This window comes from Nonomuraea sp. NPDC049378, from assembly GCF_055586745.1.
This window is the reverse complement of the sequence record NZ_JBVJHP010000010.1, coordinates 278,928-303,427: the sequence shown is the minus strand read 5'-3', so window position 1 is coordinate 303,427 and position 24,500 is coordinate 278,928. Positions and strand designations below refer to the sequence as shown.

General features: G+C 72.8%; 18 protein-coding genes. 15 read left to right on the top strand and 3 right to left on the bottom strand.

Annotation, left to right across the window (positions count from 1 at the left end; genetic code table 11):
* Positions 1–177 precede the first annotated feature (177 nt).
* From ACZ6SA_RS23380 to pgfA (ACZ6SA_RS23340), 9 genes are all read left to right on the top strand, one after another.
* Positions 178–1,497, top strand: coding sequence for an MFS transporter (locus ACZ6SA_RS23380; protein ID WP_465830308.1), 1,320 nt, complete (start codon positions 178–180; stop codon positions 1,495–1,497).
* Positions 1,498–1,544: 47 nt separating this feature from the next.
* Entirely contained in the window at positions 1,545–3,209 is a 1,665-nt protein-coding gene (locus tag ACZ6SA_RS23375; RefSeq protein ID WP_465830372.1) for a class I adenylate-forming enzyme family protein, read from the top strand.
* The gene (locus ACZ6SA_RS23370) at positions 3,206–4,378 is read left to right on the top strand and encodes an acyl-CoA dehydrogenase family protein (protein ID WP_465830306.1); all 1,173 of its coding nucleotides are present in this window, start codon (positions 3,206–3,208) and stop codon (positions 4,376–4,378) included. The genes ACZ6SA_RS23375 and ACZ6SA_RS23370 overlap by 4 nt, the downstream gene beginning before the upstream one ends.
* Before the next feature lie 160 nt (positions 4,379–4,538).
* The gene (locus tag ACZ6SA_RS23365; protein ID WP_465830304.1) at positions 4,539–6,068 is read left to right on the top strand and encodes an MmpA family trehalose lipid delivery protein; all 1,530 of its coding nucleotides are present in this window, start codon (positions 4,539–4,541) and stop codon (positions 6,066–6,068) included.
* A 124-nt stretch (positions 6,069–6,192) separates the two neighbouring features.
* A complete protein-coding gene (locus ACZ6SA_RS23360) occupies positions 6,193–6,324 on the top strand; it encodes a hypothetical protein (RefSeq protein ID WP_281284010.1) in 132 nt (43 codons plus the stop codon).
* Between the two features lie 103 nt (positions 6,325–6,427).
* Positions 6,428–7,639, top strand: coding sequence for a glycosyltransferase family 4 protein (locus ACZ6SA_RS23355; RefSeq protein ID WP_347643350.1), 1,212 nt, complete (start codon positions 6,428–6,430; stop codon positions 7,637–7,639).
* Positions 7,636–11,811, top strand: a complete 4,176-nt coding sequence (locus ACZ6SA_RS23350) for an alpha-(1->3)-arabinofuranosyltransferase domain-containing protein (protein WP_465830301.1) — start codon at positions 7,636–7,638, stop codon at positions 11,809–11,811. Before ACZ6SA_RS23355 ends, ACZ6SA_RS23350 begins: the two co-directional genes overlap by 4 nt.
* Entirely contained in the window at positions 11,808–13,658 is a 1,851-nt protein-coding gene (locus ACZ6SA_RS23345; protein ID WP_465830299.1) for a hypothetical protein, read from the top strand. Before ACZ6SA_RS23350 ends, ACZ6SA_RS23345 begins: the two co-directional genes overlap by 4 nt.
* A 5-nt stretch (positions 13,659–13,663) precedes the next feature.
* The gene (gene pgfA, locus ACZ6SA_RS23340) at positions 13,664–14,632 is read left to right on the top strand and encodes a cell envelope lipid trafficking protein PgfA (RefSeq protein ID WP_465830297.1); all 969 of its coding nucleotides are present in this window, start codon (positions 13,664–13,666) and stop codon (positions 14,630–14,632) included.
* Here the strand turns inward: pgfA (ACZ6SA_RS23340) and ACZ6SA_RS23335 are convergent.
* The gene (locus ACZ6SA_RS23335) at positions 14,573–15,313 is read right to left on the bottom strand and encodes a class I SAM-dependent methyltransferase (protein WP_347643354.1); all 741 of its coding nucleotides are present in this window, start codon (positions 15,311–15,313) and stop codon (positions 14,573–14,575) included. The two genes, pgfA (ACZ6SA_RS23340) and ACZ6SA_RS23335, sit on opposite strands and share 60 nt — an antisense overlap.
* A 113-nt stretch (positions 15,314–15,426) precedes the next feature.
* Here ACZ6SA_RS23335 and ACZ6SA_RS23330 point away from each other — a divergent pair, with 113 nt between their 5' ends.
* Positions 15,427–17,256, top strand: coding sequence for a hypothetical protein (locus ACZ6SA_RS23330; protein ID WP_465830295.1), 1,830 nt, complete (start codon positions 15,427–15,429; stop codon positions 17,254–17,256).
* Here the strand turns inward: ACZ6SA_RS23330 and ACZ6SA_RS23325 are convergent.
* Positions 17,193–18,446, bottom strand: coding sequence for an acyltransferase family protein (locus tag ACZ6SA_RS23325; RefSeq protein ID WP_465830293.1), 1,254 nt, complete (start codon positions 18,444–18,446; stop codon positions 17,193–17,195). The genes ACZ6SA_RS23330 and ACZ6SA_RS23325 overlap by 64 nt on opposite strands.
* A gap of 119 nt (positions 18,447–18,565) precedes the next feature.
* Between ACZ6SA_RS23325 and pgfA (ACZ6SA_RS23320) the strand changes: the two genes are divergently transcribed.
* The 5 genes from pgfA (ACZ6SA_RS23320) to ACZ6SA_RS23300 all read left to right on the top strand — a co-directional run bounded on the left by pgfA (ACZ6SA_RS23320) (position 18,566) and on the right by ACZ6SA_RS23300 (position 23,610).
* Positions 18,566–19,486, top strand: coding sequence for a cell envelope lipid trafficking protein PgfA (gene pgfA / locus ACZ6SA_RS23320; RefSeq protein ID WP_347643357.1), 921 nt, complete (start codon positions 18,566–18,568; stop codon positions 19,484–19,486).
* Entirely contained in the window at positions 19,483–20,370 is an 888-nt protein-coding gene (locus ACZ6SA_RS23315) for a decaprenyl-phosphate phosphoribosyltransferase (RefSeq protein WP_465830291.1), read from the top strand. The genes pgfA (ACZ6SA_RS23320) and ACZ6SA_RS23315 overlap by 4 nt, the downstream gene beginning before the upstream one ends.
* Positions 20,367–21,686, top strand: coding sequence for an FAD-binding oxidoreductase (locus ACZ6SA_RS23310; protein WP_465830289.1), 1,320 nt, complete (start codon positions 20,367–20,369; stop codon positions 21,684–21,686). The genes ACZ6SA_RS23315 and ACZ6SA_RS23310 overlap by 4 nt, the downstream gene beginning before the upstream one ends.
* A complete protein-coding gene (locus ACZ6SA_RS23305) occupies positions 21,683–22,420 on the top strand; it encodes an SDR family NAD(P)-dependent oxidoreductase (RefSeq protein WP_465830287.1) in 738 nt (245 codons plus the stop codon). Before ACZ6SA_RS23310 ends, ACZ6SA_RS23305 begins: the two co-directional genes overlap by 4 nt.
* Before the next feature lie 83 nt (positions 22,421–22,503).
* Positions 22,504–23,610, top strand: a complete 1,107-nt coding sequence (locus ACZ6SA_RS23300) for an NAD(P)H-dependent flavin oxidoreductase (RefSeq protein WP_465830285.1) — start codon at positions 22,504–22,506, stop codon at positions 23,608–23,610.
* Here ACZ6SA_RS23300 and ACZ6SA_RS23295 read toward each other — a convergent pair.
* The gene (locus ACZ6SA_RS23295) at positions 23,607–24,416 is read right to left on the bottom strand and encodes a crotonase/enoyl-CoA hydratase family protein (RefSeq protein ID WP_465830283.1); all 810 of its coding nucleotides are present in this window, start codon (positions 24,414–24,416) and stop codon (positions 23,607–23,609) included. The two genes, ACZ6SA_RS23300 and ACZ6SA_RS23295, sit on opposite strands and share 4 nt — an antisense overlap.
* Positions 24,417–24,500: the final 84 nt, after the last annotated feature.

Here is a 24,500-nt window from a genome sequence, read left to right as displayed (position 1 = left end):
GGACAACGTCTGTCCTGTTAAACGCCTACCCCATCCGTGTTCGTGGCGTCAAGGCGCGGCCAGGTTGGAGGTCGAGGGCTTGACCGACCTCGAGGTCGTATGTCAACGTGCTCCAAATATCGGAGACCGTCCAATATTTCAGATGATGTTGAGACGGCTCGCACGAACGGAGAACCGATGCACCCGGAGCAGCAGGCGCCCGCCGAGGCCCCCGCGAACGTGGCCCGGCCCGACCGGCGGATGACGGCGGGTCTCGGTGGCGGGGTCGCGCTGGAGTGGTTCGACTGGAACATGTACGGCCTGATGGCCGCCTTCCTCGCGCCACACTTCTTCCCGTCGGAGGATCCGGCCACCGCCCTGCTGAGCGCGCTGGCCGTCTTCGGGGCCGGCTTCTTCGCGCGGCCGATCGGAGCGGCGCTGCTCGGGCCGGTCGCGGACCTGATCAGCCACAAGCGGGTGATGCTGATCTCGGTCGCGGCGATGTCGGCTACCTCGCTGGCCGTGGCCGTGATGCCCACCTATCAGACGCTGGGCGCCGGGGCCGGCGTGATGCTCCTGGTGCTGCGCCTGGTCCAGGGACTGGTCACCGGGGCCGAGGCCGGCGTGGCCAACGCCATCGGCGCGGAGCTCGCCCCTCGCGGTGAGGAGGGTCGCTATCTCGGTCTGATCAGCGGGACGTTCATCCAGATCGGGATCTTCAGCGCCAGCGCGGTGGCGTTCGTCGTCAGCGCGATCGTCTCGCCTGCCGCGATGGCGGACTGGGCCTGGCGAGTACCGTTCGCGATTGCCGGGCTGGCCGGCATCGCGGTCCTCTACCTGCGCAAGACCCTGCCCGAGACGCTGGTCACCCGTGCGGTCAGCCGCAGTCACGACGCCCCCGAGCGGCGCGGCGTGGCCTCGCTGTGGAAGACGCTGTGGCGGGCCCGTCTCGCGCTGGTGGGGGTCGTGCTCGTCATCGGGTCCATCCAGATCGCGAACTACGCCTGGATCACCGGTCTCCCCAACCTGGCGAACTCGACGTACTCCGAGAACAGCACGTGGGTCTTCGCGCTCACCACGATCATGGGAGTCATCTGGATCGTGTCCGGGCCGATCATCGGTGGCCTGGCAGACCGGATCGGCACCGCGCGTGCGTTCACCGCGATGCGACTGGCGCTGGTGCCGACGTTCTTCTTCATGCTGCTCTACAGCGAGCGGAACCTTGCGATGTTCGCGCTTGTCATGGTGCTCGGCGGTGTGGTGGTCGGCTTCAACATGAGCCTCTACAACTACGTCGCGGTCACGCTGATGCCGCGCGAGATCCGCACCACCGGCGTCGCGCTCGGCTACGCCCTCGGAGTCTCGATCTTCGGCGGCACCTCGTCCTACTTGCTGGTCTGGTTGCGCTCCAACGGCAACTTCTGGCTGTTCGCGGTGTACGGCGGGGTCGTCGCGCTCGTCAGCGTCGTCTTCTACTACCTAGCCCGCTCCCGCGGGCACGTGCACGTCGGGCGCTGACCGGACCGAGGAGGTCGCATGAGCACGTCGGAGGAGTGGTGATCACCATGAAAGCCCGGCCGGCCAGAGAGAGCGACGTGGACGCGGCTCGTGCGCCGGTCGACGACCACGTCGCGCCTTGGACGTCGTATCGCGGGCTCCTTCTCGAGCGCCGCGCCGACCACACCACCTACCTGGTCGAGGACCCCTCCCGTGCCGGGTCACGAACCTGGACCGGTGCCGCTTGGACCGCGGACGTGCGGTCCGTCGCCGCCCGGCTCCGCGCCTCGGGAGTGCGCCCCGGCGACGATCTCGCCCTGGTCGCGACCAACCGCCCCGCGACGTTGCTGGTCGCGTTCGCCGCCTGGTGGATCGGCGCCTGCTTCGTCCCGCTCGACCCGCGCGACGGGCGGGAGCGTCACGCGGCCCTGCTCGCCGCCTGCGAGGAGCCGTGGCTGGTCACCGACGACCCGGACGGCCCCGGTCGGCTGCTCCCGACCGCCGAGGTGCTGCCTTCGGCCGAGGTGCCGTCCCCGGCCGTGGTACTCGAGGACGAGGGGCCGGAGCCCGACCTGGACGCGCCGGCGCTTCGCCTCCACACCAGCGGCACCAGTGGTACGCCGAAGCCGATTCTGCTGTCGATGCGCGGGCTGTTCGTCAACTGCGACGCGATGCGCGCCGCGCTCGACTGGACACCGGACACCAGGCTGATCAACGTTCTGCCGATCAGCCATGCCAACGGGCTGGTCATCTGCTCGTTCCTGCCCTGGTTCGCGGGCGGCTCGACGGTACTGATGGACCGCTTCCGCAGCGACCGCTTCTGGTCGACTGTCGCCAGATCGGGCGCCAACGCCTGCAGCCTCGTACCGACAGTGCTGGAGTACCTGCTCGCTGACCCGTCGACGCCCGAGCCCGGGCACGGGCTGCGCCACGTGGTGTCGGGCAGCGGCCCCCTGCGCCCGGAGGCTGCGGAACAGTTCGAGCAGCGCTTCGGCATTCCCGTGCGGCAGCTCTACGGACTGTCCGAGACCACGTCGGTGCTGACGACGACGACTTCACTGCCCGTCGGTGCGCTGGCCGGCCGGATGCGTGGCTCGATCGGTACGCCCGTGCGGCATGCCGACGTCCGCGTCGTCGACCCCGAGGGGCGGGAGTGCGCGGACGAGGAGCGCGGCGAGATCGTGGCGCGCGGCAGCATGCTCATGCTCGGCTACGCCCACAACCCGGAGGCGACCGCGGCGGCGTTTGCCCGGGGCTGGTTCCACACCGGCGACCGCGGCTACCGCACCACCGGACCGGACGGGCTGCCCTGGTTCTTCCTCGAGGGGCGGCTCAGCGACTCGATCTCCCGAGGCGGCTCGACCGTTCTCCCGCAGGCCGTCGACGAGGTGCTCGCCGCCCATCCCTCCGTGACCAGGGCGGCGGCGTTCGGCTTCGCCAACCGCTGGTACGGCGAGGAGGTGGCGGCGTCGGTGATTCCCCACGCGCCGGTGACCGAGGAGGAGCTCCGGGCCTGGTGCATCGAGCGACTCGGTTTTGACGCCAGCCCGAAGGTCGTGTTCTTCGGTGAGGACCTGCCGACCACGTCGGTCGGCAAGATCCAGCGGTCCCGGCTCGCGGACCGGATGGCGCCGGAGCTCGCCCCGTACTGGGACCACCAGTTCCGCCCCCGCGATCGGGCGAAGCCCGACCGCGATCTCCACGACCAGAAGGAACCAGAGGGAGAGGCATGACCAACCAGACCATCGCGCCGGCCCCGGCGACACGCGAGGCGGTCGAGGAGTTCGTCGAAACCACGGTCCGCGACCGTGGCGCCCGGATGGATGCGACGGGGGAGTTCGACAAGGACCTGCTCGACCAGGCGGCCGGCCTCGGGCTGGTCCGGCTGATCTTCGATGACGACCTCCGTCTCGACCTTTCCCGGATGCCGCTGGCCCACGAGACGAGCGAACGGCTCACGGCGGCGTGCGCGCCGCTCGCGATGGAGGTCGGCGTGCTGCGGCTGGTCTCCTACCTGCTGGCGCGCTTCGCACCCGCTCCGGTCCGGGACCGCTGGCTGCCGCTGACCGTGGCCGGCAAGGCCTACGGGTCCTTTGCCCTCTCCGAGCCCGAGGCCGGCACCGACCTGCGAGGTATGACGACCGTGGCCCGCCGCGACGGTGACCGCTACGTCCTTGACGGGGGTAAGTGCTGGGTCGGCTTCGCTCCGGTGGCGGACTACGCGATCGTGTTGTGCAAGGCCGAGACCGACGCCCGGGACGCCAAGACCCTGGCGCTGGTCGTCGACATGGCCTCCGAGGGCGCGTCCGGCGAGTGGGGCCCACGGTTGTCGGGCTACCGCGGGCTGCCGAACGGGACCCTCACTTTCGATGGCGTACGCGTGCCCGCCGACCACGCCCTTGAGGTCGAGGGCTTCGCCGGGATGATGGACGGCCTCAACATGGCGCGGATCGACGCGGCCGCCTACGCCTGCGGCCTGCTCCGCGCCGCCCTCGAGGAGAGCGTCGCGCGGGCCGCGCATCGCGAGGCGTTCGGGGGCAAGATCGGCGACCTCCCCAGCATCCAGATCAAGTTGGGCAGGATGCGGGCCGCCTACCAGGCCGCGCGCGAGCTCACGCTCCGAGCGACCGAGAGCTACATGGCGAGGCCGGGCGGCGACCAAGATCTGATTTCGGTGGCCAAAATGACCGCGAGCGACCTTGCCCGCCAACACACCGACCAGGCCATGCAACTCTTCGGCGCCTCCGGAATGGTGATCGGCAGCCGGGTCGAGCGCCTCCACCGTGATGCCAAGGCGACCCAGATCTTCGACGGCACCAGCGAGATCCACGAGACGATGGTCGGCCGCCGGCTCGTACGCGCCTACAACGCCAACGGCAGCGACTTCATGGCCGGCTGGTGAGTGCCCCATTGACGCCTGAGCGACGACGCAAGGCGGTGGAGCAGGCGGGAAGGGGCCTTGCCGAGGGACCCGGAGCCCGGTAAGTAACGCATGTGAGTCTGTGGCGGCTACTCTCCCCTGTGCCTGGAATGTCCGAGGACGGGGGAGAGGCGGTGCCGCGGTGGACGTCGAGCGGTCGTCGCCCGTGCCCCCGGCGCCCGCCCGCGCGCGCCTGACGCCCGCCCGGATGGCGCCCGCGCTGCTCGGCGCGGCCCTGGCGGCGCTGGCCCTGGGGCCCGCGCTGGGCTGGGGCCTGGTGCTCCGGTACGACCTGCTCTTCGTGCCCGACGCGCCGCTGCTGCCGGACCGCGGCGGCTTCCCCCGCGCCGTGCCCAGCGACCTGGTCGTGGCGCTCCTGTCCCGGGTGTTGCCCGTGGAGATCGTGCAGAAAGGGCTGCTGGCCGGGATCTTCGTGCTGGCCGCGACCGGCGCGGCGGCGCTGGTGGCGCCGGAGCGCCGGCTGGCCCGGCTGGTCGCCGCGGCCTGCTTCGCCTGGAACATCTATCTGGCGCAGCGGCTCATGCTCGGCCAGTGGGCGCTGCTGCTCGGCGTGGCCGGGCTGCCGTGGGCGGTGCGGGCCACGGGCCTGCGCTGGACCCGCCTGGCGGCGGCGCTGCTCCCCGCCGCGATCGGCGGGTTCCAGGCGATGCTGGTCTCGGCGCTGACGCTGCTGCCGATCGCCGTCGCGCGCGGCAGAGTGCCCGTGGTGGCCGGGATCCTGGCCGTGTACAGCCTGCCGTGGGCGCTGCCCGCGCTCGGCTCGGGCGCGGTGACGGACCCCGCCGGGGTGGACGCGTTCGCGGCCCGCGCCGACGGTCCCTTCGGCGTGCTGGCCAGCCTCTTCTCGCTGGGCGGCATCTGGAGCGCCGACGCGGGGCTGCCCGGCCAGGAGTCGTGGTGGTCCGCCACCACGCGCCTGCTCCTGGTCGCGGCCGGCGTCCTCGGGTACGCCCGGCTCCGCTCCCGCCCCGAGCGGCCCGCGTGGTGGGGCGGGCTCGCCGTGGCGGCCGGGGCCGGGTTCTGCGTCGCCGCGCTGGGGGCGTTCCCGGCGGGGCGGGAGGCGCTCAAAGGGCTCATCGCGCTGTGGCCGGGGTTCGGGCCGCTGCGCGACGGCCAGGTCTACCTGGCGCCGCTCGTCCTGGTGGCGGCGGTCGGCCTGGCCGCGGCCCTGCGGTCGGGCGCGCCGGCGCTCGTGGGGGTCATGGCGCCGGTGCTGGTGCTGCCCACGCTGGCGTACGGGGCCTTCGGGCGGCTGGCGGTGGCCGCGTACCCGCCCGAGTGGCGGGCCGTGCAGCGGATCGTCAACGACGACCCGGCCCCCGGCGCGCTGCTGTCGTTGCCCTGGGGCGCGCACCGGGCCTTCGCCTGGAACGGCGGCCGGGTCGTGCTCGATCCGGCGACCAAGCTCTTCGAGCGCCGGGTGATCGCGGACGACACCCTCGTCGTCGGCCTGCCGGGCGGTGGCCGGTTGCGGGTGCGCGGGGAGGACCCGCTCAACCGGCGCGTCGCCGGGCTGCTGGCCGCCGGTGACTACGCGGGCCTGCCCGCCAGGTACGTCCTGGTGGCGGGGAGCCAGAACGAGTTCTCCCTTGAGCCGGCCGGCTGGAAGACCGTTTTCCGCGGCGAAGAGCTGCACCTGTTGCGGCGTTGACCGGCTGTTTTGTGATATACCGGAGGGTAACTTGCTTTATCACGGTTTGACCAATGTTATGGCTTCAAGGCGGAACAGGTTCTAGTCTCGGCACACTGCGCCACTGACAGGAAGGAGTGCTCTGTTGTTGCGACTTCTCGTGGCCCTGGCCATCGGAGCTCTGCTGGCGGTCGGAGCCTCCGTCGCCGTGGTCAACGTGGCGTCACCCGCCCTGACCCCGCCGAACCAGCCGCTCTACAACTACGGCACCAGGTGATCCTGGCCCCTCGACGGGTCGTCCCTGCTTGATGGCGTCGTACCAGCTCAACAGCACAAGGGTTGGCTTCGCCATGCCCGCACGCCCGCTGTGAGGAGTGACGGTGGTCTTTACCGGTGACCCGGAGGCGGCGGCCCCGCCCGCGCCGCGGGCCGGCGGCGAAGGGGGAGAGCGGCCGCTCGCGGGAATCCGCGTGGCCATGCTCAACTTCCGCGAGCCCCGGCAGTCGACCGCCGGCGGCGCCGAGGAGTACGCCTGGCAGGTCAGCCGGTTCCTGCTGGCCCAGGGCGCCGTGGTGACCTTCGTGACCGGCCGGCAGCGGGGACAGCGGCGCGCCGAGGTCCTGGACGGCGTCCGGCTGCGCAGGATGGGCAACCCCTACCTGGTCTACGTGCTGGTGCCGCTCTGGTTGTTGTTCCACCGGCGCCGGGTCGACGCCGTCATCGACACGATGAACGGCATCCCCTTCTTCTCCCCCCTCGTCGTACGCCGCCGCACACCCGTGCTGTGCCTCGTCCACCACGTCCACGACCGGCAGTTCCACGCCTTCCTCCCGCGCTGGCTGGCCAGGATCGGCTGCTTCGTCGAAGGGCCGGTCGCCCGGCTGCTCTACCGCCGCTGCCTGACCGTCACCGTCTCGGAGTCGTCCAAGCGGGAGCTGGCCGGGAAGCTGCGCTGGCTCGCCCCGATCACCGTCGTGCCCAACGGCTGCGCCGAGCCCGAGACGGGCGCGCCGGAGCCGGGACAGGGCGAGCCCACGATCGTTTACGCGGGGCGGCTCGTCGGGCACAAGCGCATCGAGCGGGTCGTCGACCTGGCCGCCCACCTCGACGCGTCGTGGCCGGGGCTGACCGTGCACGTCATCGGGCGCGGCCCGGAACAGGGCCCGCTGGCCCGGCGGATCGCGGACCACGGGCTCCACGGGCGGGCCGTGCTGCACGGATACCTGCCGGCGGCGCGCAAGAACGCGCTGCTCGGCGCCGCGCGCCTCAACGTGACGGCCTCGGAGTTCGAAGGCTGGGGGCTGACCGTGATCGAGGCCGCCGCCCTCGGGGTCCCGACGGTTGCCTATGACGTGGCGGGCCTGCGCGACTCCGTGCGACACGGCGTCACCGGATGGCTCGTGAGCGAGGACGAGTGCCTGGCCGACGTGGTCGAACGGGCGCTGAAGGAACTGTCGGACCCGTGTCGCAGGGCCGAGGTGGCCGGCGCCTGCCGGGAGTGGGCGCGCGAATTTACGTGGGCCCGAACTGGGGCTAGCATAACCGGACTTATCCTGGCGAAACTCCAAGATCGCGGCGGAGCCCATCAGTGACCCAAGCCTCGCCTGGCCTCCACGAAGAGCTCGCGGAGGCCGCCGCCGAGAGCTACGAGATCCGGGTCAGGCACAGGCTGCGGCTCCTCGCCTCCTGCCTCCTGCTCGGCGCCATCGCGTTCAACACCGCGACCGAGAAGATCATCCCCGAGACCAAGCTCGACATGGCGGTCAATCCGCTGGGATTCCTCGGCCGGGCCCTGCACCTGTGGGACGGCGCGTACTTCGGCCACCTGCAGAACCAGGCCTACGGCTACCTCTTTCCCATGGGACCGTTCTACGCGCTCTGCCTCAAGCTGGGCATGGACGCCTGGGTGGTCCAGCGGTTGTGGATGTCCCTGGTCCTCTGCACCGCCTTCCTCGGAGTGGTGCAGCTCGCCCGCGCCCTGCGCATCGGCGGCCCGTACACCCGCGTGATCGCCGGCTTCGTGTACGCGCTCGCGCCGCACGCGCAGGCGCTCATCGGCATCAACTCCTCGGAGTTCCTGCCCAGCGCGGTCCTGCCGTGGATCGTTCTCCCCCTGGTCAAGGGCGCCAGAGGCGAGCTGCCGGCGCGCCGGGCGGCCGCGTTGTCGGCGCTCGCCTTCCTCTTCTGCGGAGGCGTCAACGCCGTCGCCGAGTACGCCGTGCTCGCCGTGCCGCTGCTCTACCTGCTGACGCGGCGCGGCGGGCCGGACAAACGGCGGCTCGTCGCCTGGTGGTTGCCGCTCATCGTGTTCGCCTCGATGTGGTGGCTCGCCCCGCTGCTGACGCTCGGCGGCTACATCTTCTCCTTCCTGCCCTACATCGAGACCGCCAGCGCGACCACAGGCGTCACCTCGCTGGTCAACACGTTGCGCGGGACGTCGAGCTGGCTCAGCTTCCTCAACGTGGACGGGCAGACCTGGCTGCCGGACGCCCACCAGCAGTCCACGGTTCCGTGGCTGATCGTGGTCACCGCCGCCGTGGCGGCGGCGGGCATGGCGGGTCTCGCCTCCCGCAGGATGCCGGAGCGGCCCTTCCTCCTCATCAGCCTGCTGTGCGGGGTGGCCGTCATCACCACCGGCCATCCCGGCACCCCCCACCACGAGCTCATGGTGCAGCTGCTGGACGGCCCGCTCGCCGCCTTCCGCAACCTGCACAAGTTCGACGCGCTGATCAGGCTGCCCGTCGCGCTCGGGGTCGCCGGCCTCCTCGCCACGGCGCGCCCGCGCCTGCGCGTGCCCCTCACCGCCGTCACGGCCGGGCTCGTGGGGCTGTCGGGCCTGCCCGTCCTGTACGCCGGCCTCGCGCCGACCGGCGGCTTCACCACGATCCCCGACTACTGGAAGCAGGCCATCTCCTGGGTCGGCCGCAACGCCGGCGACGGGATGGTGCTGGCCGTGCCGGGGGCCAAACGCGGCGAGTACCTCTGGGGGCGCCCGCTCGACGAGCCGATGCAGGCGCTCTCGCAGGTCCGCTGGGCCACGCACACCATCGTGCCGTGGGGGTCGGCCGGCATCTCCCGGCTGATGGCGGCCGTCGACGAGCGCCTGTCCGCCGGCGTGGGGTCCGCGGGGCTCACGGCCACGCTGCGCCGCATGGGGGTGACGTACCTGGTGGTCCGTAACGACCTGGACCGCGCCACCATCGGCACGGCCTGGCCGGCCCGCGTGCACCAGGCGCTGGAGGACTCGCCCGGCATCGAGCTCGCCGCCCGGATGGGCCCGGGCGTGGGCATCGGCCAGTACGGCAAGGCCGCCGCCTGGCTGGACCAGCCCTACCCCGCGGTCGAGATCTACAGGGTGCCAGGGGCCGCGCCGCTCGTCGGCACCGTCGACGCCACCCGCCCCTTGCGCGTCGGAGGAGCCCCCGAGGCCGTGCTCGACCTGGCCGAGCAGGGACTCCTGGACGACGACAGGCCCGTGCTGCTCAACGACGACGACGGGCATGTCGAGGTGCCAGGGCGCGACACCGTGCTGACCGACACGCTGCGCCGGCGCGAGCTCGCCTACCCCGACCTGCGCGGCAACGCCAGCGCCACGCTCACCGCGGCCGAGCCGTTCCGCGGCGCCTCGCCGTCGAACGACATCCTGGACCCGGGATGGGAGCGGTATCTCGCCACGGCCACGTTCACCGGGATCGCGGGCGTCACGGCGTCCAGCTCCGAGGCGGACGTCACGGCGGCGCCGCGCAGCAGGGAGCCCGGCCACCAGCCGTTCGCCGCGCTCGACGGCGACCGGCGCACCAGCTGGCGCTCCACCGGCTGGAACGGCGCTGCCGGCGAGTGGATCGAGGTCGCCTTCACCGAGCCGCTGGACGTCGCCACGTTCCAGGTCTCCTTCGAGCACTCGGCCATCAGCCCCGCGCCCGCCGAGGTGGTGGTGGAGACCGGCACCGGCGCCCTGCGCCAGAAGGTCCGGGCCACCTCGGACGCCCAGGAGCTGGTAATGCCGGCGGGCCCGGCCGACCGGTTGCGCCTGAAGGTGGTGGCCACCGCCGGCGAGCCGGAGCGCGGGCTCGGCGGCCGGGTCGGGATCACTGAGCTGACCATTCCAGGGGTGCACCCCACCCGCTCGATCATCGTGCCGGACCCGGGCACGGAACAGCCCGTGCCGGACCCGGGCACGGGCACGGGCACGGGTGCCGGGGAGCCCGCGGCGGTCGCGTTCAGCAGGACGGGTGACGTTCCCGGCTGCGTCAGGGGCTCGCTCGCCTGGAGTTGCGCCGAGGGCCACGAGGTCCTGGGCGACGACGGGCACGGATTCGACCGCTCCTTCACCGTCAGGAAGGACGGCTCGTACGAGCTCTCCGGCCGTACGGTGCTCACCGAGCGCACGGCCATCGAGCGGCTGACCACGCTGCCCGGTGACGCGGTGAAGGTGCGGGCGTCCTCGACGGCGGTCGAGCACGGCGCGGCGGCCGGCCGGTGGGCGTTCGACGGAGACCCGAAGACCGCGTGGTTCGCCGACCCGCTCGACCCGAAGCCCACGCTGAGCGTCGAGCTGGCCCGTAAGACGCGGTTGTCGCGCATCCGCGTCGTCACGCCCGACTCCTACCTCGGGGCGCCTCCTGTACGCGTGACGATCCGCGCCGAGGGCGGCGTCAGGCAGAGCTGGGTGGGCCAGGGCGGCATCATCCGCTTCCCCGCCATGGAGGCGAAGAAGGTCGAGCTGGAGTTCGGGGCGTCGGGCGGCCGTCCCGTCGAGATCACCGACGTCTCCTTCCCCGGGGTTCGCCCGCTCGGCGCCCTGACCGGCTTCCCGCTCCGCGTGCCCTGCGGGTTCGGGCCGACGTTCACCGCCGGTGGCGAGACCGTGCACACCAAGATCGTCGACGGCTCGCTGAACGACGTGGTCACCGGCAGGCCCGTCGCGTTCGAGAGTTGCGAGCCGCTGCGGCTGGAGGCCGGCCGGGCGCGGTTGTCCCTGCGGCCGGGCGACGCCTACCGCGTCGAGTCGGCGATCGTCCGCCACGAGGACCGCGGCCAGGAGGTCGCGCCCGTGGAGACGAGCGAGGTGGCCGTGACGTCGTGGGCGGACGGGGAGCGGGTGGTCCAGGTCGGTGTCACGAAGGACTCCTACCTGGTCGTCAACGAGAACTTCAACCCCGGCTGGCGGGCCAGGCTGGGCGCCGTCGAGCTCAAGCCGGTCCGGCTCGACGGCTGGCGGCAGGCGTGGTTCCTCCCGTCGCACGTCGCGGGCGCGGTCACGCTCACGTACGAGCCCGACTCCCGCTACCGCGCGGGGCTGGCCGCGGGCGGCGCTCTGGCGCTGCTGGTCGTGCTGCTGGCCCTGGTCAGGACGGCACCGCCCGCGCGCCACCGGGCTCTGGTCCGACCCGCACGCCTGCGCGCCGCGCACCTCGCGCCGTTCGCCGTCGCATTGGGCTTCTGGACCGGCGGACCGGTGGGCGCGGGCGTCGCGGGCGCCGCCTACGCGCTGGGGGCGTGGTCGCGGTCGCTGCGCACGGCCGAACACGCGCGCGTGCCGCGGTGGCGGCGCCTGCTGACCGGGCCGCCGGGCGGCGTCGCCCTCTTCATGGCCGCCGCGGTCCTGGTGGCCGCCGGCGCCGGCGGGTTCTGGCCGCAGCTCCTCTGCCTGCCCCTCCTCGCGCAGTTGCTCGCCGAGATCCCCGCCAGGCGGGCCGCGCGGACGTCCGAACGTGCCGTACCCGTCGCCGCGGGCGGCCCGGCCATGACGAGCGTTCCGTGAGCCGGACGGCCGAGCCGCGCACCGGGATGGTCATCACCGTCCCGACACCGATCGCGCGCGCCGCCGCGGCGGCGTTCCGGTGGGCCGGGCGGCACGGGGTGCTGCTGGCCGCGCTGGTGCTCGTCGGCGCGGCCATGGCGTGGAAGGCGGCCATCGCCCAGCACGCCTACTTCAAGGAGGACGACTTCGAGTTCGTGGCCAGGGCGGTGGAGAACGATCTCTCCTTCGACTACCTGACCCGGGTGCACTTCGGGCAGTTCATGCCGGGCGGTTTCCTGCTCGCCTGGCTGTCGGCCAGGCTGGAGCCCTTCGGCTGGGGGTACGCGGCGGGCATGGTCCTGGCGCTGCACGCCTGCGCCGCCCTGGCCGTGCTGCGCATGCTCCGCGTCGTGTTCGGGGCGCGGCCCGCGATCCTCGCGCCGCTCCTCGTCTTCCTCGCCGCACCCGTCACCGTGCCCGTGCTCGTGTGGTGGGCGGCGGGGCTCAACACCGTCTTCCTGCAGATCGCCCTGCCCATGGCGGTCGCCTCGCACTGGCACCACCTGCGGACCGGCCGGCTGCGGCACGCCGTTGCCGGCGCGCTGTGGGTGTTGTTCGGGCTGCTGGGCTTCGTCAAGGGTTTCGCGCTGCCGCTGGTGTTGTTCGCCCTCACGGCGATCTATCACGGCGGTCTCCGCCGCGCGCTGCGCGGGCACCTGGCGGCCTGGTCGATGCAGCTCGTCGTGCTGGCGGGCTTCGGCGCGCTCTACGTCCACCGGTCGTCGTCGGCGCCCGGCACCGGGGCACTGCCGATCTTCGATCAGGCGGCGGGCTTCCTGTGGGAGCTGCTGGGCAGGACCTTCGCCACGACCGTGCTGGGCGGCCCGTGGCGGTGGTTCGCCGGCAACGACTGGGGGGTCGCCTCGCCGCCGCTCCCCGTCGTGATCGCCTCCCTTGTGACCCTCGCGGCCATGGTGGCGGTCACCACGTACTATCGCAGGCGCGCCGGCCTGGCGTGGGCGCTGCTGCTCGGCTACGTGCTCGTCGCCGACGCCCTTCCGGTGCTCTGGGGCCGGGTCCACCTGCTCGGCTCGTTCGCCGGCACGGACACGCGCTACGTCGCCGACGCCGTCCCGCTGGTCGCTCTCGTCGCCGGGCTCGTGCTGCTGCCGCTCCCCGGCGAGGCGGAGCCGTACCGGCGGGCGCTGCCCGCCAGGGAACGGGTGAGCGGGGTCTGCGGGGCGGCGCTCGGGCTGTTCGTGGGCGCGTCGCTGGTGTCGGTCTCGGCCTTCGCGGGGCACCTGGGCGCGGAGCGGCGCCACCGCTACATCGAGACGGCACGCGCCGAGCTGGCCGGAGCCGCGCCCGGCACGGTGATCTACGACCGGCTCGTGCCGCCCGACGTGCTGCCGAGCAGCTACGGCGCCTACAGCCTGACGTCGAAGGTGCTGGGCGCGCTGGCCCCGCCGCGGCTCAGGGCCACGATGCAGGCGCCGCCCGCGGCGCTCGACGGCATGGTCTTCGACGACCAGGGCCGCCTGCGGCCCGTGGACGTGCGGGGCGTCCCGCTCGCTCCGCGCACCCGGGACCGGTGCTGGCCGGTCACCGGCGGAACCGTCCAGGTGCCGCTGGACAACCGCGCCAGCCACCCGGAGGGCACCCTGGTCAGGCTCGGGTACGCCGCCCGCGCGGACACGAGGGTCACCCTGTGGATGGCCGACCGCGCCACGGACGTGGCGCTGCGGGCCGGCCTCGGCCGGGTGTTCGTGCTCGCGGAGCCGGGCGCCGACCGCATCGTCATCGACGACCTGCCGCCGGGCGTGTGCATCGGCGACGTGACACCGGGACAGGCGGTGCCGCGACCATGATCGTCATGAGCCGCAGGAACCTCGCGCTGGTGCTGGCCGGCGTGGGCGCCTTCCTGCTGACCCTCATCCCCCTGACCCGCCTGTACGTGGCCGCCCAGGTGCTCAAAGCGCCGCTGGAGCAGCAGAGCATGACCCGGTCGGTGGCGGAGTCGGCGACCTACCTCGACCCGGCCACGATGCGGCCGGTGGTGGGCGAGCTGGTCCGGACCCGCTGGCTGATCGGCGACGTGCTGGCCGGCGACGAGGACCGCGCGGTGTGGGGCGAGTCGGTCTCCCTGGCCACGCGGGAGGAGGAGCGGCTCGACTACCACGAGCGGCGCCTGGCCTTCGACCGCCGCACGGGCGCGATCGTCAACTGCTGCGGCGAGTACCTGGACGAGGACACCACGATCCGGCAAACCGGCCAGGCGTTCCGCTGGCCCTTCAACGCCGAGCGCCGCGACTACACGCTGTTCGACCTGCGGCTGCGCGTGCCGGTCACGGCCGCCTTCGACGGGGTCGAGCGGATAGGCGGCGTCGAGACCTACCGCTACGTCCAGCGCACGCCGCGCCGGCTGGTGCCGGGCGAGACGGCGCCGCTGCCGCGCCGCCTGGTCGGGCTGCCCGGCAAGGGCGACGTCGGGCTGGGCCGCTACGCCGAGATCCGGCGTACGTACTGGGTCGAGCCGGTCAGCGGGCAGCCGGTCAGGACGGTGGAAGAGGTGAAGGAGACGCTGGTCACGGCCGACGAGCGGGGCCGGCTGACCGCGCTGGACGCGACGTTCCGCACCAGCGAGGCCGACGTCGTGGCGGCGCTGGACACGGCGGCGGCCTACCGCCGCTGGATCCTGCTGCTGGGCACGGTCGCGCCGGTGGGCGGCGGCGTGGCGGGCGCGGGCTGCCTCGTGGCCGCGCTCCTGCTCATGCGGCGGCGCTCACCTGCGGCGCAGGACGAGGAGCAGGTTCCAGGTGACCAGCTCGCGGACGCCAGGTAGGTGGACGACATGCCGGGCCCAGCGGGGATGGTAGCGGGGGACCGCGTCCAGCAGCTCGGCGTCGGGGCAGCGCCTGGCCCAGGCCAGCGGGCGGGTCACCCCGACGGCGAACATGCTCTCGCCGTAGACGTTTTTCGGCCGCCTGCCGTGCCTGCGCGTGTACCGCCGGGCGGCGTAGTGGCCGCCCAGGTAGTGCCAGGGGGAGGTCTCGTGGCCGCCCCACAGCGAGAGCCACACCGTGTACGACAGGTAGACGATCCCGCCGGGCCGGGTGACCCTGACCATCTCGGCGGCCATCCTGAGCGGGTCGGGGACGTGTTCCAGCACGTTGGACGAGAAGCACACGTCCACCGAGCCCGTGGCCAGCGGCAGGTCGAGCGCGCTGCCCAGCACGGCGTCGCGCGGCGGCCGGCCGTCGCGCAGGCGCATCTCGCCCGCGTCGCAGTCGACGCACACCGGGCGCGCCCCCGCCGCGCGCAGCGCGTCGGCGAAGTAGCCGGGACCGCCCCCGACGTCGGCCACCGTGGCGCCCGCCAGCTCCGTGTACGTGCCGAGCTGGGCGACGGTGTCCATGGCCAGCGTGCCGTAGAAGAAGTCCGGGTTGCTCTGCTCCAGGCGGAAGGCGCGCAGCAGCCGGACGGACCTGCCGAGATCCGCTCGGAACGGTGCGGGGGTGTCCACGGCGCGGAGCCTACCAACACCGAACCCGCCTGCCGGCCTGCCGCGGGCGGGCCCGGCAGAGCCGACACGGCAGTCCATTCGGGGCATCTCTGACGCAGCGGAAGGAATCGACGATGACGGAAGGCGCCAGGAGCTCCGAACCCGTGCGGATCACGCTGCCCTCGATCCGCACCGGGCCGATCGTGGGCGTCGGCCTGCTGCTCGTCCTGGTCTCGCTGATTTTCAGGGCCCACGTCCTCAGCAAGGCGTACTTCGTCGAGGACGACTTCCTCTTCGTGGCCGGGGCCGCCGACAGCGGGTTCACCTGGGACTACCTGACCCGCGTGCACAAGGGCCATCTCATGCCCGGCTCGCTGGCCCTGGTGTGGCTGCTCACCTGGGTGGCGCCGTACAGCTGGGCGCTGGTGTCGTTCGTGACGCTCGCGCTCCAGGCGGCCGCCTCGATCGTGTTCCTGGTGCTGCTGCGGCGGCTCTTCGGCGACCGCGCCGTGGTGCTGGCCGCCCTGGCCGTCTACGCGTTCGCGCCGCTCACCGTGCCCGCGATGAGCTGGTGGTCGGCGGCGCTCAACGCGGTGCCGCTGCAGCTCGCGCTGGTCGCCGCGCTCGCGGCGCACGTCAGGTACGTCCGCGAGGGCAGGGGCCGCTGGCACGCCCTGATCTGGACGGCCGCCGGGATGGCCTGCTCCACGAAGGGGGTGTTCATTCCCTTCGTCGTGCTGGGGGTCACCAGCGCCTACCTCGGAAGGGGCCTGTGGTTGCGGGCGCTGGGGGCAGAGCTGCGCAGGCCGGTCTGGTGGGCGCACGGCGTGCTGCTGGCCGGGTACGCCGTGCTCTACCTGCTGCGCCGCGACACCGCCGGCCCGGACGCGCTGACCGGGCCGAAGGCCGAGGTGGTGCCGGGGCTGCTGCGCAGGTTACTGGGGGAGACCTTTCCCACGGGCGCCGTCGGCGGCCCGCTGCGCTGGGGCGGGCTGACCTCCACCGGCGGGCTGGCCGACCCGGCCCGGGCCACCGTGATCGCGGCATGGGTGCTGCTCGCGCTGCTGGTCGTGGTCACGTGCGTGTACCGCAGGCGGGCGTGGCGGGCCTGGGCGATCCTGGCCGCGTACGTCGTCGTGGCCGACGCGATCCCCACCACGATCGCGCGGGCGACCGCGTGGGACCTCGTCGGCGCGGAGACCCGGTACGTCGCCGACGCCGCGGTGTTGTTCGCCCTCTGCCTGGCGCTGGCCTGGCATCCGGTCGAGGGCGAGCAGGACGCCCGCCGCCGGCCGGTGGGCGGCGGCCTGTCCATGGCCGCGAGCGTGCTGACCGTGGCCGTGCTCGCCGCGTCGCTGGTCTCGATCAACACCTACGGTGATACCCTCAGCGGCGACAAAATCAGGAAATATATGGACAACGCGCGGGCCTCCCTGGCCACCGCCGCGCCGGAGACCGACATCTACCCGCGTCCCGTGCCGCCGGAGGTCGTCCTGCCGTGGAACGGCGCCCGCAGGCTGACGTCGTACGCGCTCGCGCCGCTGGCCGATCCCGGGCTCCGGCGGCGCATGCGCGACCCGCGGCCCTCGGCGAAGCCGTACGTGTTCGACTCCACGGGCAAGCTCGTCCCGGTGGGCCGGGTGGCGCCGTTCTTCGACGCGATGAAGGGCGAGAAGTGTTTCGCGAAGGACAAGGTCTTCCCCGTCGAGTCCCCCGGCGGCCCCGGCATGGTGGTGGCCCTGGCCTACACCAGCCCCCGGCAGGTGCACGTGGTGGTGGATCTCGGCGGCGCCGAGCGGGCGGCCACGCTGCCGGCGACCGGCGAGACGGGCGCGCTCTACTACGTGCCGCACGACGGGGCCGGCAAGGGCATGCGGATCAGCGCGGCGGGCGGCCAGGGTCAGGCGTTCTGCCTGAGGGCCGCGGCCTTCGGGGAGCCGGGGCCCGCCCCGCCCGCGGCGTGAGGGACGAACCGGATCAGCCGCCGGGCGGGCTCCTCCACGTAACGGTGCGTGAGCCCGGCGAGGGCGACGGTCAGGGCGCTGATCGCGACGAGGTTGAGGACGAGGTCGCCGGTCCACGGGCGCTGGCCCGTGAAGTCGTACCAGAGGTAGATGACCACGAACTGCCAGAGGAAGACCCCGTACGAGATCCGGCCGAGATAGCTCATGACCCGGCCGCCGAGCAGCCCGCCCAGCCGGGTGGGCCGCTGGGCCTCCAGCGCCGCGGGCGCGACGAGACAGAAGGCGACGAGCGTGTAGAGCGCCTGCTCGGAGAAGGCCGTCCAGATGCCGCCCAGGCCGACGAAGCGGGGCCCGGTCACCGGGGTGGCGGCGATCAGGTAGGCGAACCCGGCGATCAGCCACAACGTGCCCCACGAGCCGGCCAGGGCCGCGCACAGGCGGCGCACCCGACCGTCCTCCGCCCTGGCCCAGACGGTCAGGACCGCGAGGGCCATGCCGGGCACGAAGAACGTCCACGAGCGTGGCAACCACACGTTCATCCAGGGGCGGTACTCGGGGAAGTACTCGAAGATCGTGTACACGTACGACAGGGCGCCGAAGGCGGCCAGCCCGATCAGCAGGCGCCTGGCCCTGGCCCGCAGGTCGGCTCCCGCGCGCAGCGCGAACCAGCGCAGCGCCGCCGCCATCAGCGGGAGCGTGAGGTAGAAGGTCAGCTCGACCGCGAGGCTCCACATCTGGCCGAGCCCCTTGGGCGCGAGGCCGTACCACCACGGGGTCAGGTCGTAGATGTGCACGAGGAACGCCAGCTGCGCCCACGTCCACGGGTCGGACCGGTGGGCCCCGCCCCACAGCAGGAGGGCCACGGCCACCACCAGCCAGTAGGCGGGGATGATGCGGAAGAAGCGCCGCCACAGGTAGCGGCGCGTGTCCGGGGGACGCTCGCCGGTCAGCACCTCCGCCGCCCACGGGCGGTAGAGCAGCAGGCCGGAGAGCGTGAAGAAGATCGGCACCCCGATCTCGCCCCTCGACAACACGCCGCCGAGGAACCCCGGCTCCAGCGCCGTTCCCGCCTCCATCGCGACGTGGAAGAGCAGCACGGAGAAGGCGGCCACGGCGCGGATGCCGTCGAGCGGGGCCTGGCGGCCGGAGATCACCGGCAGCCGCGCCGATGTAGAACCTGTTTCGGTCACGTTTCCGCATCCCTGGTGACGATGGTCACTCCCCGCAATAACATACCGGCGAGTAGAAACTTGGTTTCAGTACTTAACCACCCAGACAGGCGTCCGTGCACCTGGCACATGGAGGGTCGATGAACCGGGTCGTCGTTGGCAGCGTCCTCATCGCCGTCGGGGCATTCCTCGTGGTTCTGGCTCCCCTGGTGCGCTTCCAGGTGGCGCCCGCGCTCATGAGCGCCGCAGGCGACCAGTACGGGATCAGCAAGCTGCGGGCGACCGGCGCACAGTACTTCAGCGTCGCCGACGGCAAGGTGCTGACCGCCGACCTCGACATCATCGTCACCACGCGCGGAGACGTGAAGGAGGCGTCCGGCGACCGGGTCGTGTGGGACGAGTTCACCGCCGTGAACGACGTCACCCACGGCAAGCCCGGCATCGACTTCACCGAGCGGCGCAGCGCCTTCGACAAGCGCTCGGGCGTCGGGCTCAACTGCTGCGGCGTCAGCATCGACAAGGAGCCGGTGGAGCTGAAGGGCCAGATCTACAAGTTCCCGTTCGACGTGGAGAAGAAGAGCTACATGGTCTTCAACTCCACGGCGGGCAAGGCGTTCGAGGCCAAGTTCGTCGGCGAGGAGCAGGTCGGCGGGCTGAACACGTACAAGTTCGAGCAGGTCGTCCCCGAGACCGAGACGCAGACGCTCACCGCGCCCGCCGACTGGTTCGACATGGGCGAATCCGGCGACGTGCAGCTCGACCGCGTCTACTCCGGCACCAACACCTTCTGGATCGAGCCCACCACCGGCGCGCCCGTCCGCCAGGAGCAGCAGCGCGACGAGGTGCTCAAGAGCGACGACGGCGTCGAGCGCTCCAAGGCGTTCGTGGCCACGGCCAAGATGACCGACGACACCGTCGACGGGCTCGTCAAGGACGCGCGGGAGGGCAAGAGCCAGATCGACCTGATCAGGGTGACGCTGCCCGTCGTGCTCGGCGTGGTGGGCGTCGTGCTGTTCGTGGCGGGCCTCCTGCTGACCCTGCGCGGCCGCAGGACCTCATGAGCCAGGGCGTGGTGGCTCGTCCCCGGGCGGCCACGCCGGCGCTGGCGCTGGTCAGGGCCGCCAGGCCCCGCCAATGGCTGAAGAACGTCCTGGTCCTCGCCGCCCCCATGGCCGCCGGGGTGCTGGGCGAGCCGCGCGACCTGCTCGCCGCGCTGCTGGTGCTCGCCGCGTTCTGCCTGGCCGCGAGCGGCTCGTACCTGATCAACGACGCCTCCGACGTGGCGGCCGACCGGCTGCATCCGCGCAAGCGGCGGCGGGCCGTCGCGGCGGGAGCGGTGTCGGTGCGGGCCGCCCGGGTGACCGGCGTCGCGCTGCTGCTCTTCGCGCCCGCCGTCGCCGCGCTCACCGGGAGCTGGAAGCCGCCCGCCGTGGTCGCCGGCTACCTCGTCCTGACGTTGTCGTACACGCTGTGGCTCAAGCACCAGGAGGTCGTGGACCTGATCGCGGTCGCCGGGTGCCACGTGATCAGGGCGTACGCCGGAGCCGTGGCGGTCGACGTGCCGGTGACCGGGTGGTTCCTGGTGGTCGTCTCGCTGGCCGCGCTGCAACTGGTGGCGGGCAAGCGCGAGGCCGAGCTGCGCCTCGTGGAGGCGGCGGGGACGCGCGCGACGCTGGCCGCCTACTCGCCCGCCTACCTCGCCCAGGTGCGGACCATGTGCTCGGGCGCGATGATCGTGACGTACTGCCTGTGGGCGCTCAACGCGCACGACGACCTGTTCTACGGGCTCAGCATCGTCCCCTTCGTCCTGCTCGTGCTCCGGCACAACCTGCTGGTCGAGCGCGGGGGAGGTGAGGAGCCCGAGGAGATCGCCCTGCGCGACCGGCCGACCCTGCTCTTCGCCGCCGTGCTCGTCCTCCTCGTCGGCCTGGGGATCTACGCGTGACCACGTTCCTGACCGGCTGGGGGCGTACGGCGCCCACGCCCGCGCGGCTCGCCAGGCCCCGCACCGTCGGGCAGCTGCGCGAGCTGGTCGCGTCCGCGCCGCGCCGGGGCGTGGTGGCGCGGGGCCTCGGCCGCTCGTACGGCGACGCCGCGCAGAACGCCGGCGGGCTCGTCCTCGACTGCACCGGCCTGGACGCGTGGCACTTCGACGAGGGCGGCGGCCTGGTGACGGCCTCCGGCGGGGTGAGCCTGCACACGCTGATGACGGCGCTCGTCCCCAGGGGCTGGTTCGTCCCCGTCAGCCCCGGCACGCGGCACGTCACCGTCGGCGGCGCCGTCGCGGCCGACGTCCACGGCAAGAACCACCACCGCGACTCCTCGTTCGGTGCGCACGTCCGCTCGCTGACCCTGGTGACCGCGGGCGGCGAGGTCCTGACCCTCCGCCCCGGCCACCCGCTCTTCTCGGCCACGGTCGGCGGCATGGGGCTGACCGGGGTGATCGCCGAGGTCACGTTCGGCTGCGTGCCGATCGAGACGTCCATGATGCGGGTGGACGTCCAGCGCACCGCGGACCTGGACGAGACGATGGCGGTCATGGCGGGCACCGACGACCGCCACCGCTACTCGGTGGCCTGGATCGACCTGCTCGCCCGGGGCCGCCGGATGGGGCGCAGCGTGCTCACCAGGGGCGATCACGCGACGCCCGCCGAAGTGGAGCGGGCGTCGCCGTTCGCGCCCGGCGCGCTGGCGCGGGCCCCCGCGTGGGTGCCCGGCGGGCTGCTCAACGGGCTGAGCCTGCGCGCGTTCAACGAGGTCTGGTACCGCAGGGCGCCGCGGCGCAGGAACCTCACGCAGGGCATCGCGCCGTTCTTCCACCCGCTCGACGGCGTCGAGGGCTGGAACCGCATGTACGGCCCGCGCGGCTTCGTCCAGTACCAGTTCGCGGTGCCCTTCGGCGCGGAGGAGACGCTGCGCGGCATCGTCGCGACCCTGTCGGAGCACGGCAGCCCGTCGTTCCTGACGGTGCTCAAGAGGTTCGGGCCAGGCTCGGGCGGCCTGCTGTCGTTCCCCATGCCCGGCTGGACCCTGGCCCTGGACCTGCCCGCCGGCGGGCGCGGGCTGAGCGGCCTGCTGCGCGGCTTCGACCGGCGGGTGGCCGAGGCGGGCGGGCGCGTCTATCTCGCCAAGGACGCGCGGCTGGGCGCTGCCATGATGGCGGAGATGTATCCCGAGCTGGAGCGGTGGCGGCGGATCAGGGACGAGGCCGATCCCGCCGGGCTGTTCCGCTCCGACCTGGCCAGGAGGCTGCGGTTGTGAAGAACGCTCTCGGCGGGGTCGACACCGTGCTGCTGCTCGGCGGGCGCAGCGAGATCGGGCTGGAGATCGTCAGGCTGCTGGCGGGGCTGGGCGCGAGCCGGGTGGTGCTGGCCGCGCGGGGCGGCTTCGACCCGCCCGACCTCGGCGCGGAGGTCCATGTCGTGCCGTTCGACGCGCTGGACGTCCACGGGCACGGCGCCGTCTTCGCCAGGGCGACGGAGCTGGTGGGCGACCTCGATGTGGTGATCTCCGCGTTCGGCGTGCTGGGGACCCAGGAGCGCTACGACGCCGATCCCGTGGCCGCCGCCGAGGCCGTGGCGGTCAACTACGGCGCGCACGTGTCGGCAGGGCTGCACGCGGCCAGGGTGCTGCGCGAGCAGGGCCACGGCACGCTCGTGGTGCTGTCGTCGGTGGCGGGCGCGCGCGTGCGCAGGGCCAATTTCGTGTACGGCTCGGCCAAGGCCGGGCTCGACGGGTTCGCGCAAGGGCTGGGCGACGCCCTGCACGGGTCGGGCGCGAGGGTGCTGATCGTGCGGCCGGGCTTCGTGATCGGGCGGATGACGAAAGGGCTGGCGCCCGCGCCGTTGTCCTCGACGCCGCAGCAGGTGGCGCTGGCCACGGTGGCCGCGCTGCGTGACGGATCGTCCTCCGTCTGGGTGCCGCGGGCGCTCGGGCCCGCCTTCGGCCTGCTGCGGCTGCTGCCCCGCCCTCTCTGGCGCAGGCTGCCTCGTTAGAACGCATTCCATGAGGCTGACCGAGCGAACGTTCTAGAGTAGAACGCGTTGCAGTATGGCTCGCCCGGACTTATCGTCGGTCCATGCGGACACGGGTCACGGACATGTTCGGAATCGAGCTCCCGATCTTCGCCTTCAGCCACTGCAGGGACGTGGTCGCCGCCGTCAGCCGCGCGGGCGGCATGGGGATGCTCGGGGCTCTCTACTTCACGCCGGAAGAGCTCGAGGTGGAGCTCAAGTGGATCGACGACCACGTGGACGGCCGCCCGTACGGGGTGGACGTCGTCATGCCCGCCTCGTACGAGGGCGCGGACTTCGCCCCCGATGAGCTGGTCGGACGCCTCCAGTCGATGATCCCCGACGGGCACCGCGCGTTCGTGGAGAACCTGCTGTCCAGGCACGGCGTGCCGGCGCTGTCCTCGGACGCCGACCCGGGGCGGGTGCTGCTCGGCTGGACGGACGCCACGGCCCGGCCGCAGGTCGAGGTGGCCCTGCGGCACCCGATCGCGCTGCTGGCCAACGCGCTCGGCCCGCCGCCCGCCGACGTGGTGGACCTCGCCCACGCGCGGGGCGTCAAGGTCGCCGCGCTCGCCTCGACGCCCCGCCACGCGCTCAAGCAGGTGGAGGTGGGCGTGGACGTCGTCGTCGCCCAGGGCACGGAGGCCGGCGGGCACACCGGCGAGATCTCCACGATGGTGCTGATCCCGCAGGTCGTGGACGCCGTGGACGTGCCCGTGCTGGCGGCGGGCGGCATCGGCAACGGCCGCCAGATGGCGGCGGGGATGGCGCTGGGGGCGGAGGGCGTGTGGACCGGATCCCTGTGGCTCACGGTCGAGGAGGCGGACACGCCGGAGATGGCCAAGCGGCGCATCCTGGCGGCCACGTCCCGCGACACGGTGCGCTCGCGCAGCTGGACCGGCAAGCCGGCGCGGCTGCTCAGGAACGAGTGGACCGAGGCGTGGGAGTCGGAGGAGTCGCCGGGCACGCTGCCGATGCCGCTGCAGTTCATGCTGGTGTCGGACGCGCTGCGCCGCATCGGCCGCTCGGACGTTTCGGAGCTGGCCACGTTCCCCGCCGGTCAGATCATCGGTGTCACCAACCAGGTCAGGTCGACCAAGGACGTGGTGTTCGGGCTGGTGGAGGAGTACGGCGAGGCGCTGGAACGCCTGGGGCGCATCACCGGCGACTAGAGGGCGCGGTAGAGAGGAGAGCGTTTCTCGCGGAAGGCGCGGGTGCCCTCCTTGGCGTCCTCCGAGCCGATCACCGGCCAGCCGAGCTCGTCCGAGACCTTCAGCGCCTCGGGCTCGGCCAGGCCGAGCGTGTCGCGGTAGGTGCGCAGGATCGCCTGGACCGCCAGCGGGCCCGAGGCGGCGACGTCCTCGGCCAGCTCGCGGGCGGCCGCGAGCGCCTGCCCGTCGGGGACCACCCGGTTGACCAGGCCCATGGACAGCGCTTCCGCGGCCGTGATCGCGCGGCCCGTGAGCAGCAGGTCCATGGCGTGGCAGTACGGGATCTGCCGCGGCAGGCGTACGGCGCTCCCGCCCATGGGGAACAGGGCGCGCTTGGCCTCGAACAGGCCCAGCGTGGCCGACTCCGCCACCACCCGCAGGTCGGTGCCCACCAGCAGTTCGGTGCCGCCCGCGACCGCGTACCCCTCGACCGCGCTGATGACCGGCTTGGCGGGCAGGTCCTGGCGCAGCAGCCCTTTCCAGTGGAAATCGGGGATCCGCGCGGCCCTGGCCTGGACCTCGGGGTCGGTGGACGGCTGCCCCATCGCCTTGAGGTCGGCCCCGGAGCAGAACGTGCCCTCGGCGCCGGTCAGGACGGCGACCCGGATCTCCGGCTCCGCCGACGCGTACGCCCAGGCCGAGGCCAGGCCGACCAGCATGTCCGAGGAGAGCGCGTTGCGGGCCTCCGGCCGGTTCATGGTGACGGTCAGGACGTGGCCGTCGCGTTCGACCCGGCAGTGGGGGGTGCTGATCGGCAGGAGCTCCACGGATGCCTCCGAATTGCTAAATCAAGCGCTTGCTACAAACTTTCGCCCCAGGATACGCTCCCCCCATCAAACGAGAACAGGTTC

Bases quoted from the DNA above. Each gene is read 5' to 3' on its own strand.
- ACZ6SA_RS23380 (WP_465830308.1), top strand. From the start codon at position 178: ATGCACCCGGAGCAGCAGGCGCCCGCCGAGGCCCCCGCGAACGTGGCC.
- ACZ6SA_RS23370 (WP_465830306.1), top strand. From the start codon at position 3,206: ATGACCAACCAGACCATCGCGCCGGCCCCGGCGACACGCGAGGCGGTC.
- ACZ6SA_RS23330 (WP_465830295.1), top strand. From the start codon at position 15,427: ATGACGGAAGGCGCCAGGAGCTCCGAACCCGTGCGGATCACGCTGCCC.
- ACZ6SA_RS23315 (WP_465830291.1), top strand. From the start codon at position 19,483: ATGAGCCAGGGCGTGGTGGCTCGTCCCCGGGCGGCCACGCCGGCGCTG.
- ACZ6SA_RS23300 (WP_465830285.1), top strand. From the start codon at position 22,504: ATGCGGACACGGGTCACGGACATGTTCGGAATCGAGCTCCCGATCTTC.
- pgfA (WP_347643357.1), top strand. From the start codon at position 18,566: ATGAACCGGGTCGTCGTTGGCAGCGTCCTCATCGCCGTCGGGGCATTC.
- pgfA (WP_465830297.1), top strand. From the start codon at position 13,664: ATGAGCCGCAGGAACCTCGCGCTGGTGCTGGCCGGCGTGGGCGCCTTC.
- ACZ6SA_RS23375 (WP_465830372.1), top strand. From the start codon at position 1,545: ATGAAAGCCCGGCCGGCCAGAGAGAGCGACGTGGACGCGGCTCGTGCG.